At 71.7% G+C, this 12,708-nt stretch carries 9 protein-coding genes; 6 read left to right on the top strand and 3 right to left on the bottom strand.

Annotated features, from left to right (window positions below; translation table 11 throughout):
* Positions 1-112 precede the first annotated feature (112 nt).
* A complete protein-coding gene (locus ACG83_RS19360) occupies positions 113-1,447 on the top strand; it encodes an ABC transporter substrate-binding protein (RefSeq protein ID WP_054567616.1) in 1,335 nt (444 codons plus the stop codon).
* 118 nt (positions 1,448-1,565) lie between these two features.
* Here the strand turns inward: ACG83_RS19360 and ACG83_RS19355 are convergent, their stop codons facing one another.
* Complete coding sequence (locus ACG83_RS19355; protein ID WP_054567615.1) at positions 1,566-2,438, bottom strand: hypothetical protein; 873 nt, start codon at positions 2,436-2,438, stop codon at positions 1,566-1,568.
* Positions 2,439-2,601: 163 nt separating this feature from the next.
* Between ACG83_RS19355 and ACG83_RS19350 the strand changes: the two genes are divergently transcribed.
* From ACG83_RS19350 to ACG83_RS19340, 3 genes are all read left to right on the top strand, one after another.
* Positions 2,602-2,901 (top strand): hypothetical protein, encoded by a 300-nt coding sequence (locus tag ACG83_RS19350; protein ID WP_083473371.1) that lies wholly within the window; start codon positions 2,602-2,604, stop codon positions 2,899-2,901.
* Positions 2,902-3,113: 212 nt separating this feature from the next.
* Complete coding sequence (locus ACG83_RS19345) at positions 3,114-4,151, top strand: hypothetical protein (protein ID WP_054567614.1); 1,038 nt, start codon at positions 3,114-3,116, stop codon at positions 4,149-4,151.
* Between the two features lie 146 nt (positions 4,152-4,297).
* Entirely contained in the window at positions 4,298-5,266 is a 969-nt protein-coding gene (locus ACG83_RS19340; protein ID WP_054567613.1) for a TIGR03621 family F420-dependent LLM class oxidoreductase, read from the top strand.
* On the opposite strand, the gene ACG83_RS19335 is transcribed toward ACG83_RS19340, so the two are convergent.
* Complete coding sequence (locus ACG83_RS19335) at positions 5,194-6,639, bottom strand: acetyl-CoA hydrolase/transferase family protein (protein WP_083473370.1); 1,446 nt, start codon at positions 6,637-6,639, stop codon at positions 5,194-5,196. The genes ACG83_RS19340 and ACG83_RS19335 overlap by 73 nt on opposite strands.
* Before the next feature lie 529 nt (positions 6,640-7,168).
* On the opposite strand from ACG83_RS19335, the gene ACG83_RS19330 reads away from it, so the two are divergent.
* Both ACG83_RS19330 and ACG83_RS19325 read left to right on the top strand, forming a co-directional pair.
* Positions 7,169-8,479: an ABC transporter substrate-binding protein gene (locus ACG83_RS19330; RefSeq protein ID WP_054567612.1), complete on the top strand. Its 1,311-nt coding sequence runs from the start codon at positions 7,169-7,171 to the stop codon at positions 8,477-8,479.
* A gap of 336 nt (positions 8,480-8,815) precedes the next feature.
* Positions 8,816-10,126, top strand: a complete 1,311-nt coding sequence (locus ACG83_RS19325; RefSeq protein ID WP_054567611.1) for an ABC transporter substrate-binding protein — start codon at positions 8,816-8,818, stop codon at positions 10,124-10,126.
* 126 nt (positions 10,127-10,252) lie between these two features.
* On the opposite strand, the gene ACG83_RS19320 is transcribed toward ACG83_RS19325, so the two are convergent.
* The gene (locus tag ACG83_RS19320; RefSeq protein WP_369812901.1) at positions 10,253-12,445 is read right to left on the bottom strand and encodes a DNA polymerase; all 2,193 of its coding nucleotides are present in this window, start codon (positions 12,443-12,445) and stop codon (positions 10,253-10,255) included.
* Positions 12,446-12,708 lie beyond the last annotated feature (263 nt).

Raw genomic sequence — 12,708 nt, 5'->3', positions numbered from 1 at the left:
GGTTGGTCGCGGAGGGGGCCGTCTCAACCTTCCTGACCCGCGGTTGGGTCATCAGCTCACCGTCCGCTCTGCCGTTATCAGGTTGAGCACATCTACGAAGGAAGAACTACCGATGAACCTTCGCCCCGGACGCCTGCGCGCCGTGGCCGTGCTGCTTGTGGTGCTCGGCCTGGTGGCTGCGGCGTGCTCCAACTCCAGCGGTAAGCCGGACAGCTCCGCCAGCACGGGCGGGAACAGCGCCAGCGCGCCTGGCGTGACGAGCACGGAGATCAAGTTCTCCGTGCTCGGCACGAAGACGAACAACCCGCTGGGCAACTGTCTGCACGAGTGCTTCCTCGAGGGCATCAACGCCTACTTCGCGTACCGCAACAGCGAGGGCGGGGTGAACGGCCGCAAGCTCGTCGTGAGCAAGGAGGTCGACGACCAGCTCGGGCAGAACAAGCAGCGGGCCGTCGAGATCATCGCTGCGAACGACACCTTCGCCACCTTCAGTGCCACCCAGCTCGCGACCGGCTGGAGCGAGTTCTCCGACGCGGGCGTCCCGCTGTACGGGTGGGCCATCCACCCGGCGGAGATGAATGGCAAGGAATCGATCTTCGGTAGCTCGGCGCCGCCCTGCCTGGACTGCATGGACCGCACGTTCCCCTACGTGGCCAAGCTGGCGGGCGTCAAGAAGATCGCGGCGCTCGGCTACGGCGTGACCGACAACTCCAAGCAGTGCGTCAGCCAGATCACCGACACGGTCGACCGCTACAAGGGCAGCACCGGCCAGGAGATCGCCTACAAGAACGACTCGCTGGCCTTCGGCCTGGCGAACGGGGTCGGCCCCGAGGTCACGGCCATGAAGAAGGCCGGAGTCGAGATCATCATGACCTGCCTGGACCTCAACGGCATGAAGACCCTGGCCCAGGAGCTCAAGCGGCAGGGCATGGACAACATTCCCATGTACCACCTGAACTCCTACAACCAGAAGTTCGTCACCGACGCCGATGGGCTTTTCGAGGGCGACTACATGAGCGTGGGTTTCCGCCCCTTCGAGGCCAGTGACGGCGACACCGCGATGGTCGCCTTCCGCAAGTGGATCGCGAAGGAGGGCGGGTCGCTCGACGAGATGTCGATGTACGGCTGGATCGTCGCTGACCTCGCCTACCAGGGCCTTCTCGAGGCTGGGAAGAACCCGACCCGGGAGGCGGTGATCTCCGCCACCAACAAGCTGACCGAGGACACCAACGGCGGCCTGCACCAACCCGTCGACTGGTCGCGTCAGCATGAAACGGCCACCAAGGCAGACCCGATAACCCACGGTTACAAGCACGTGTGCCGAGCGCTGGTCCAGGTGAAGAACGGCAAGTTCCAGCTGGTCGGCGGCACGAAGGACAAGCCGTTCGTCTGCTGGCCCGCCGAGGACGCCACCTGGACGGAGCCGACGCTGACCACCTTCAAGTAGGCGTCTGGCGAACCGGCAGCAGGTCGGCCGGCTGAACAACATCTCGGGTCCGGAACGGCCAAGCCGCCGCGCGGCCCACGCGCAGCCAGCAGGCGTGTGGGCCGCGCGGCGTTTTCGGTCAGCCGTGCGGGGCCTGCCGCGGGGGCCCGGCCGGGATCTCGACGGTGATCTCGTCGCCCAGGCGGTAACCCGCGGTCAGCGGCAGGTCGTCGCCGCTCCAGAACCGCCCGGGGTCGTACCAGTTCGGCCGGCGCCCCGGCGGCAGCAGCCCCATCGCCTCGTAGGTGACAGCCACGACCTCGGCGCAGTAGGCGGACTCCAGACCGGCTGGCGAAGGCTCGGCCCGGGCCGGCCGGGCTCCCCTCAGGACACCCAGCACCCGCGACGCGCGGGTCCGCGGGGAGGCGTCTGCCTCGGTGGCGATATCCGTCTGCGGCCAGATTCCCGTCTGCGGCGAGACGGCCGCCTCCGGGGAGGGCGGCGAGATGGCCGTCTCCGGGGCGGGGAGGTCGGCCTCCGGTGACGGGCCCGCCGCGGTGGCGGCGCCGGGGCGCCGCAGTCGTGGTGCCCGGCCGGCGAGCCAGCGGCCCGCGAGCCGCGCCGTCGACGGGAACGGGGTGCCGTCGAGCCGGGCGACCGTGCGCAGCACGGCGTCCTCGGCCGCCCGGTCGACGGTCGGCTCGAGCTGGCGCAGCCAGGCCCGCTGGCCGTACCGGTTGCCCCAGACGACGACGGCCTCGCGCAGGTCGTGCAGCTGTACTCCGCGATGGTGACCGCCGGCCCACACGTCGTGCAGGGAACGGCCCAGCTCCGCGTGCCACATCAACGGCGGAAGGTCGTCGAGGACGACGGCCATCCCGACATGGTTCACCGGGCTGTTGGTCGTGAGCTGGATCGCACGGTCCATGGTGCTGCGGCCGCGGAAGATCCACACGTCGCCGGTGCGGGTGAGCTCCACGGCGTCGTCGAGGGTCAGAGGTCGGCCGCCCATGACGCCAGCCTAGAACCCGCCGGCGAGCCCGGCGCGAAGTCACTCCTGCCCGGCAGCGACGGCTTCCCGGAGGGCGAAACCTCCGGTCCGCGCCCTGCGCCGTGCCCGGTCTGGCTGCCTGGACGCCCGCTGGTCGTGGGCGTGCTCTCCGTAGCCTGAGCGCATGACGAGATGGAAGCTGTCCCTCGGCGTGGCGCCCGGCCGTTGGTGGAAGGTGCTCGGGCTGGCCGGCCTCGTGGGGGTCGCGGCCGGGGGCGCCGCGGTGGCGCGCGCGGAGCGCTCCCGGCGCGCATACACCCCGGACGAGGTCAGGGCGCGCCTGGTCACCCGGCATGCCGAGGCGGCCGCCGGATCCGCCTCCGGATCTGCCGTCGAGGTGGTCGACGAGGCCGCTGGCGAGGCCGCCGCCAACAGCGCCGCGGCGGAAGCCGGTCGGGATCGCGAAGACCGCAACGGCTCGTAGCGCCCCCGCCCCGTTCCCGACGCCTCCCCGCCTTCGACCCCTCCCGGCACACCATCCGCCACCTTCCAGGCGTTGCAGTATTGCAATGATGGGTCGGTCGGTGGCACGATGCTGGCGCCAACTTTGTCGATCAGACTTGTGAAGTTATGGCGTCCCGCCGGGTGGATGGCCCTGCCGTGCGGCCCGACGCCGTGCGCCACGGGAGGAACACAGTGACCATCGACCTGACGGGCGGCCTCGACGCGGAGCGCGAGTTCGTTCTCCCGGGCCAGCCGGACGACCCGGAGATGCGTGAGTCGGTCAACGCCTGGATCTGGGACGACGGCGCCGAGTTCGGCCTGCCCCGCGTCGGCATCGAGGCGGTCGGCGACCAGTGGGAGACCCACGACATCCAGGTGAACATCGCGCTCGCCGACGGCCGGGTATTCAACATCTTCGACGCCGGCAAGGTGCACGATCCGATCGGCGCCGACGGGCGGCCCCGCACCCTCGGTGCCGGGCCGCTGTCGTACGAGCTCGTCGAGCCGTTCCGGCACTGGCGCGGGCGGCTGGATGGCCTGGCCGTGCAGACCACGGTCAGGGCACAGATCGACGGCAGCTACCGGCGCGGGGCGTCCGACGGGCCGCTGGTCCCGGTCGAGCTCGCCCTGGACCTGCGCAGCGCCGTCCCGCCGTGGGAGGGCGGCACGCTGCTGGAGGAGGCCGGTCTGGTGCTCGCCACCCAGGAGGAGGGCGCGCTGATGGGCGGGCCCCGCTTCGAGCAGCTCTTCCGGGCCTCGGGGCGGCTGCGCCTCGGCGACGAGGTGTACGACCTGAACGGCGGTGGCCTGCGGATCCGCCGGGCCGGCATCCGTCGGCTGGCCGCCTTCCGGGGCCATGTCTGGCAGTCGGCGCTGTTCCCGAGCGGCCGGGCGTTCGGCCTGTGCCTGTACCCGCCGCGCCCCGACGGCAGGCCCACGTTCAACGAGGGCTACCTGTTCGACGGCGACGGCGAGCTGATCCCGGCGCGGGTCACCCGGGCGCCCTGGCTGCGTGAGCTGCGGGCCAGCGGCGGGGACGTCTCCGTCACCCTGGAGACGTCGCGCGGCGAGACCACGATCGAGGGCCAGACCATCCTGTCGACCTTCGCGACGATGGGCGCCGACATCGGCTCCGCCTCGCGTCTGCATCTGCAGCAGGCCCTCGCCCGCTACAGCTGGGACGGGGAGACCGCGAACGGCATGATCGAAAGGTCGGCCGTTCTAGGCTGAGTATCGCAACGCCGCGGTGGACAGCGGCGGCGGTGCACAGCCGCGGCGGACGGCCGCGGCGGGCGGGCGTCGCGGCCACCGGGACGGCGGTCGAGATCAGGCACGCGGGCGGGACGTGCTCCGCGCGCGAGGGGAGTGCTCGAGAGATGGCGCGGCGTTTCCGCTTCAACACCGGCCCGGGCCGGACACCGGACGTCGGCGCGCTGCGCCAGGCCGGCCAGCGCATCGAGGCCCTCGGCTACTCGACCTTCGCGCTGGCCGACCATTTCATGATCCCGTTCGCGCCGCTGATCGCGCTGCAGGCGGTCGCGGACGCGACGTCCACGCTGCGGATCACGCAGACCGTGCTGAACCAGGACTTCCGCCACCCTGCCGTCCTGGCGAAGGAACTGGCGACGCTCGACGTGCTGTCCGAGGGCCGCCTGCAGATCGGCCTCGGTGCCGGCTGGATGCGGGCCGAGTACGAGCAGGCGGGCCTGCGCTTCGATCCCGCTCCGGCCCGCATCGAGCGACTGGAGGAGGTCGTCGTCATCCTGAAGGGCCTGTTCGGCGGCGAGCCGCTGCATCACGCGGGCAGGCACTTCACGGTCGACGGGCTGCGTGGCACGCCGCGGCCGCACCAGCGCCCGCACCCGCCGATCATGATCGGCGGTGGTGGCCGGCGGCTGCTGTCGGTCGCCGGGCGGCAGGCCGACATCGTCCAGATCATGCCGCGGATCTCCCGGGGCGGACCGGCGGAGCCCGAGCGCGACCCGTTCGGCGCCGACACCTACCTGGAGAAGATCGACTGGGTGCGGGCGGCCGCCGGTGACCGCTTCGCCGACATGGAGCTTGCCGCCCAGCTGCTGCACGTGACCGTCGGCGCGGAGCCCGACGAGGAGTTCGAGTCGTTCTACCAGGGCTTCGTTCGGCAGCGGGTGGACACGGGGGTGGGTGCCGTGCCGTCCCGCGAGGAGCTGCGCGCATCGCCGATGGTGTTCGTCGGCTCCCTCGACGAGGTGTGCGCGCAGTTCGTGGACGTCCGCGACCGGTTCGGTTTCAGCTACTTCTCGACCCCGCTCGGTGCGACCGCCGAGGCGCTGGCACCGGTCGTCGAACGGCTGGCCGACTGCTGAGGCGCAGGCGCCGACGTGCGGGGCCGGTCGGCCGCGGCGCGCGCGCCGCTGTGAACGTCGGCGCGCGGGCCGCTGCGTGCGTCGGTGTGCGTGTCGGCGAACGCGGCGGCGAGCTCGTCGCGCGCGTCCGGGTGCGCGACGTTGCGGATCAGTTCGTCCGCCTGCTGGCGCAGGCTGCTGCCCCAGATGTCGGCCACGCCGTGCTCGCTCACGACATGACTGTGCTGAAAGCTGGTGGTCGGCTCGGTCAGCGCGGCGACGATGGTGGAGCTTGTGCTCCTGGCGTGCCAGCTCGGCAGTGCGATGATCGCCTGCCCGTCGGTGGCGTGCAGGGCGCCCGTGACGAAGTCGGGCTGCCCGCCGAACCCGGACCAGATCCGCCCGCGGACGTAGGAGGCGTTCGCCTGCGCGTGCAGGTCGACCTGCAGAGCGGTGTTGATCGACGTCATCAGGGGCTGGCGGGCGATGACCGCCGGGTCGTTGACGGTCTCGGTGCGCAGGAACCGGATCCGTTCGTTGCGGTCGAGCCAGCCGTACAGCTGCTGCGAGCCGAAGACGAAGCTGCTCACGATCGGCGCGTGCCGGTCGAGCGCCGCCGCCTGGTCCAGCGCCAGCAGTCCGTCGGAGAAGGTCTCCGTCCAGACCCGCAGGCCGCGGCGGCCGGTGAGCGCCGCGAGGGTCGCGTCGGGAACAGTACCGATGCCCAGCTGGAGCGTCGCCCCGTCGGGGACAAGAGCGGCGACCCGGGCGCCGATCTCCTGGTGGATGTCGTCGGGCGGGCGTGGGGTGGGGGAGGCGAGCGGTACGTCGACCTCGATCGCCAGGTCCACCGACGCGATGTCCAGCTCACCGTCGCCGAAGGTGTAGGGCATGCGGCGATTGATCTGGGCGATCACCAGGCCGCCGCCGGCCCGGGCGGCCCGGACGGCGGCGGGCAGAATGTTGACCTCGGTACCCATCGACAACCGCCCACCGACCGGCCGGCTGGTGTGCAGCACGACGACATCAGGGTGGTACCCGCCGGTGAACAGGCGTGGGACGAGGCCGAGGCGGCTGGGCAGGTATTCGAGTGCCGGGCGGCCCCGCATACCGGGGCCGACGAACGGCGTCACCGGAATGACTCCGGGCCGGTCCGGGAGCCCTTCCTGCGGATTCAGCACGAAAAGCCGGTAGCGCTCGATCGCCCGGTCGAGGGCGCTCAGCGCGACGAGTGGTGACGCGAAGTTCCCGGCCGCCACCACCGTCGGCGGATTTTCGCCACCTGCGCCGATGGCGCGGACTTCGCCCGGTTCGTCGTTTTCGTCGACTTTGTCGCGGACGCCCAGACGGGCTGCGACCAGATCGCCAAGGGCCGATTCGTCGACGCTGCGCATGTCTCTATTGTCGCCGGTCGCTCCCGCGCCGGCCGGTGCCGGGTCCGGCGGACCGCCGACATACCCACCGGTATCCCGTTGTCGGCACGGTCCATACCCACTGGATATCCACGGAGCCACAATTGATTCCCGCTGGAGGGTCCGTACGGCGGAGGCCCGGCAATGCGCTCGGGTGGTACCGACGGTGTCGGCACGCCAAGTGGAGTGCAATCGCGGACGTGCCGTGAGACCGGGAATTCGGGCGGCGTGCCCGGCGTCGTCGGCCGGAGAGCCCGGCGTGTCGCACGGTGGCTGACCGTGCCGCCTGCGTCACGCTGTCGGTCGCGCAGGCGACTCGAACGTTCGGTCAGTCCCGTCCGCCCCACCTGTGGCTCCACCCACATTCACCTGGATCAATCCGTTGGTTCAGGCGGTCGCCCCAAGACCCCGCCGCGCAGTGGTTGACGCGCCGGCCCCCGCTGCGAATCCTTGTCCTCCAGCGGGTGGGCTGGGGGCCGACTGGCGGGAGTGTGCATCGTGAGGAGCCGACGTGACCGAGGAAGTTTCCGCAACTCCACACCGGAGTTATTACGGACGCTGGAAACCGCAGCGCCGCCCGTACTGGGCCCGGGGTCGCTCCAGGGATCTCGCGGTTGCATTGTCGGTCATTCTGCTGGGTGCCACGGTCGGGTGTTCCACGCCGGATGAGTCAGCCTCGCCTACCGCCTGCGCGGCCGTCCCGGGGGTCACTGACGACACGATCAACCTGGGAATGATCCTCTCCGACACGGGAACCGCGGCCAGCCAGGCCATCGGTGCCCGTGCCGGCGCCGACGCACGGTTGCGCTCCCAGAACGAGGCCGGTGGGGTGCACGGCCGGAAGATTGTCTACGAGCTGCGCGACGACCAGTCGGACCAGGGGGAGAACCTGGCCGCGGCGAAGAACCTCGTGGAGAAGGAGGGCGTCTTCGGCGTCTTCAGCGCGACGAGTGTGTCCACCGGCTCGGCCGAATACCTGCACAACGCCAGGGTTCCGGTCTTCGGCCTGGCGATGGAAGCGGCGTGGGGCACCTACGACAACATGGTGAGCTACCTCAATCGCTTTCCGTCGTCGGTGGTCTTCGACACGCTCGGGAAGTTCGCGAAGGCGAAAGGCGTCCAGCGCGCGGTAATCCTCACGACCGGCACCTCCGTCGCCTCCGTCGCCGGCGCGGAAAGGATAACGTCGATTCTCCAGCATTCCGGAATCGATGTGGTGGGAACCGTCGACTACGCCCCGGCACTGACCACACCGGCAACCATCGGCCGCCAGATCGCGCGGACCGGGGCTGACGCCATGTTCGCCCCGGTGACCGGAGACGATTTCATCGACGCCTACCAGGGCGCGATGGCCGCCGGCGCCGACCTCAAGGTCGGGCTCGGGGTCAGTGGGTACGGTCACGAGCTGCTGGCCCGGAAGGGCGCGAAGATGGCCGGCGCGTACTTCTACGTCGCGTATCTCCCCTTCGAGGCCGACACCGTCGCCCAGCAGACCTATCTGGACGCGATCGCGCGCTACGCGCCGGAGCTGGATCCGCCGGATGCGCAGGCCGCGATCGAGTCCTACATCACCGCCGATCTGCTGATCGAGGGGCTGCAGGCGGTGGGGCCGTGCCCGACGCGGCAGGGGGTGCTCACCGCGCTGCGGTCGATCTCGAACTACGACGGCGCCGGGCTGCTGCCCGCGCCGGTCGATCTCACCCAGGGGTTCGGCCAGTCCGCGCGCTGCCTGACCTTCGTGCGGGTCAACACCGCGGGCACGGGCTTCGACGTCGAGCAGCCGTCAGTGTGCGGAGATCAGATCGCCGGCGGTACCTCGTGACGTCGTGACGCCGGCCAGTCCGGCGCCTGCCGAACGTGTTCAGCGGCGGTCCGTCGAATCGGCCCCGCGCCGCCACGCGGCCGGCCGACCCGGCGGCGCCGGGCAGGGGAGCGCGGCTGGACAACCGACGGGGCGAGAAGGCGAACCGCGTAACGCCGCTCCGGCGCTCACGTGACGCCCATGTTGATCCCGCCGCATTCTGGATCAATCCGTTGGCGGGTGCCCTCGCGGTCTCGTGACGAAACAGTTGACGAGATGCGCCGCGCTGCGAATCCTTGTGCTCCAGCGGGTGGGCTGGGGGCCGACTGGCGGGAGTGTGTATCGTGAGGAGCCGACGTGATCGACGGAAATATCGCAACTCCACACCGGAGTTCTTACGGCCGGTGGAAACCATCTCGCCGGCCGTACTGGGCCCGGGGCCGCACCAGGAACCTGGCCATAGCATTATCCGTGGCTTTGCTGGGCGCGGCAGTCGGGTGTTCGGCACCGGATGAGTCGACGGCGACGGCCGCCTGTTCACCGGTCACGGGAGTCACCGACGACACGATCAACCTCGGTCTGATCCTGTCCGACACGGGTATCGCGGCCAATCAGGTCATCGGCGCCCGCGCCGGTTTCGACGCCCGGGTCCTGTCCCAGAACGAAGCCGGTGGGGTGCACGGCCGTAAGATCGTCTACGAGCTGCGCGACGACGAGTCGGACCAGTCGGTGAACCTGGCGGTGGCGCGGGACCTCGTGGCGAAGGAGCAGGTCTTCGGTATATTCAGCGCGACGACCGTGTCCACCGGCTCGGCCGAGTACCTGAACAAGGCCGACGTCCCGGTGTTCGGTCTTGCCACGGAAGCAGCGTGGACGAACTACGACAACATGGTGAGCTATCTCAACCGAATGCCGTCGTCGGTGGTCTTCGACACCCTCGGGAAGTTCGCCAAGGCAAAAGGCGTCCAGCGGGCGGTGATTGTCGCGACCCCCGGTTCCCTGACCTCGCAGGCCGGCGCTGGCCGGATCACCTCGATCCTCGAGCACTCCGGGATCGAGGTGGTGGGAACCCTCAACTACGCACCGGCGCTGACCACACTGGCAACCATAGGCCGGCAGGTCCGGCAGACCGGTGCCGATGCCCTGTTCGCCCCGGTGACCGGCGATGACTTCGTCGACATCTACCAGGGGGCGGTTTCCGCCGGCGCCGACCTCAAGGTCGGGCTCGGGATCAACGGCTACGGCCACGAGTTGCTCGCCCGAAAAGGCGCGATGATGGCTGGCGCGTACTTCTACGTCGCCTATCTCCCCTTCGAGGCTGACACGGTTGCCCAGCAGACCTATCTCGACACGATCGCGCGCTACGCTCCGGAGCTGGATCCGCCGGATGCGCAGGCCGCGATCGAGTCCTACATCACCACCGACCTGATGATCAAGGGGCTGCAGGCCGTCGGGCCGTGCCCGACCCGGCAGGGAGTGCTCACCGCGCTGCGGTCGGTCTCGGCCTACGACGGAGCCGGCCTGCTGGGCGCGCCCGTCGACCTGACCAAGGGTTTCGGTCAGTCGGCCCGTTGCCTGACCTTCGTGCGGGTCAACACGGGGGGCACCGGCTTCGGGGTCGAGCAGCCGTCGGTGTGCGGAGATCCGATCACCGGTGGCGCCCCCTGAGCCCGTGATCCCGGCCGCGAGCTGGTATCCCCGCGGCCGGGGATACCAGACCTTGCACGACTTGGCGTCAGCCTACGAATTGGCGTCAGCCTACGAATTGGCGTCAGCCTACGAATTGGCGTCAGCCTACGATTTGGCGTCGGACCACCGCCCGACGACGGTGATGTCCGCGACGAAGCGGACGTCGCTTCCGGCCGCCCAGTACGCAGCGGTCGACTCCAGGGCCCTGCGGGTCGCGGCGACCGCCTCGGCCGCCCGGGCGGTCGGAACGTGCAGCAACAGCTCGTCGTGCAGGCAGAGCACGATCTCGCCGCCCAGCGGCACGAGCAGCTGGCGTACCGTCACCGCCCAGGCTTTGAACAGCTCGGCGGCTGAACCCTGGATGACGGCGTTGCGGGCGAACCGGCCCCACGCCGTGGCGGCCCGGTCAGGATCGGCGCCGCCGACGGCTCCCGGGTCCGGGCCGCGATCGTCCGCGCCCCCCGCGTCGGCTCCCGCCACCGCGGCTGTGCCCGAGCGCGTGCCGCCGCCCGTCCCGGCGGCGCCGGTTCGCAGCGGAAGCCGGCGCCCGCCGAACGTGCGCAGCGGCGGCCCGTCGGAGCCGCCCCGCGCCGCCGCACGGCCGGCCGACTCGGCCGCGTCGAGGTAGGCGAGCGCGACCGGGTAGGACCGGCGCATCTGGCGCAGCGCCTGGCCCGCGGTGCCGGAGGTCTGCCCGTACATCGCCGCGAGCACCGCGACCTTCGCCGTGGGCCGGTCGACGCCGAGCCGGGCCGCGACCGGCGCGTACAGGTCGTCCTGCCCGGTCGCCGCGGCCAGCTCCCGGTCACCGGAGACGACCGCCAGCACCCGCGGCTCGATCTGGCCGAGGTCCGCCCGCACGAACTGGTGGCCGGGCTCGGCGACCACCACGACCCGCAGGTCGGCCGGCAGGTTGTGCAGCCCGGCGGCGGCCGTCATCCGCCCGGCGGCGCCGTCGCTGCCGCGCCACTCACCGCGCAGCCGGCCGTCGGCCCCGACGTGCTCGTCGAGCCAGCGGAAACCGTAGGTGGTCGCGACCCGTTCGGCCCGGCGCCAGACCAGCAGGGCGTCGACCGCCGGGTGCGCCGTTCGCAGGGCGGTCAGCCGCCACGACCGGGTGTCGGGCACATCGATGCCGACCGCGGCGAGCCCGGCCCGGACGGAGGCAGGGTTGCGCAGATCGACGGAGCCGCCGAGGTGGCGCAGCACCGGAGCGTCGCGGGCCCGCCGCGCGGCCAGCTGGCCAGCCTCGTCGCGGGGCCGTGGGCCGACGAGGCCGGTGATCGTCGCCTCGGCGGTCGGGCGGTCCACCGGCAGGCCGTACCGCCACAGCTCATGGGCGAGCAACTCGGCGCCCGACTCCGCCCGCGCGGTCAGCACCGCGAGCGGGAGCCCGGACGGACGGGCCCGCGGGTCGGCCAGCGCGCGCAGCGCCCGCTCCTGCGCCGCCCGCACGGTCAGCGCCAGCCGCGCGAACCGGGCCGCCCGTTCCAGCCTGGTCGCCAGACCACCCGGTGCGAGGCCGAGCAGCGTCTCCTGGACCCAGACCGGCCGTAGCTGGCCGTCGGGCCCGACCGGGTCGTCGGGCCGCCCGCCGGCCGGCCAAGCCTCCCGCGGGTCTCCCACAGGTGCGTCCCGCGGGTCCCCCGCGGGAGCGTCGCGCGGTGTGTCCGGCGCGCGGGGGCCCTGGGCGTCCTGGCGCTCCCGGGGGTCGTCCTCGAGGGCCGCGAGCAGGTCGAGCTGGCCGTCACGCCGGACCCGCGGCGGCGGTGGCGGCGCCGCGAGCCCACGGGCCGCGGCCCACACCACGCCCGGGTCATCCCGCCCGCCGCCGTGCAGGAGCCGGTGGACCGCGGCCAGGTCCCAGCACTGCGCGGGGGCGCGCCGCCGGCCGGACGCCCCCGGACCTCGCCCACCGGAAGCTGCGCCGCTGCCGCCGGCCGCACGGGCACCGCCGGCCAGGCCGCTCACAGCGCTCACAGCGCTCACAGCGCTCACGGTGGTCGCAGCGGTCACGGTGGTCGCAGCGGTCACGGTGGCCCTGCCGGGGGCGTCGGGCAGCCCGGTCAGCGGTGTCCCGCCGCCATGCGCCGACCACCACACCCAGCGGGGTGCCAGGGCCGACTCCACCTCGGCCAGGACGGCCGCGGCCTGCGCCGGCCAGGCCCAGCCGGCGTCCGCGTGCGCCAGCGCGACCCCGACCCCGGGGACGGCCACCACCGCCACCGGCGTGCCCCGGCCCACCCCCGCCGCTCGCAGCACCTCGACCGCGCCGGGGCGCGGCATCGGGTCCACCACGTCAGGCTCCTCTGTGGACGCGTTCCTCCGGCGCGTCCACAGTCGCACAGCCCTGTCGGCGGGTGGTGCTGCCAGCCCGTCCATCGTCAAGATAATCAACATTGTTGACGACCGCCGATGCGCATTGTCGATCTTGAAAGTCGACGGCGGGACGGCGGAACGGCAGAACGGCAGAACGGCACAGCGACCCGGCGGTACGAGGGGTTGCAGGTGCCGCGGGTACCAGCGGTGTGGTGTGGCGGCGCCCGATGCAGGATGACGGC

The sequence above is a fragment of the Frankia sp. R43 genome (assembly GCF_001306465.1).
In the GTDB taxonomy this organism is placed as follows: domain Bacteria; phylum Actinomycetota; class Actinomycetes; order Frankiales; family Frankiaceae; genus Parafrankia; species Parafrankia irregularis.
This window is presented reverse-complemented; position numbering and strand designations above follow the sequence as displayed.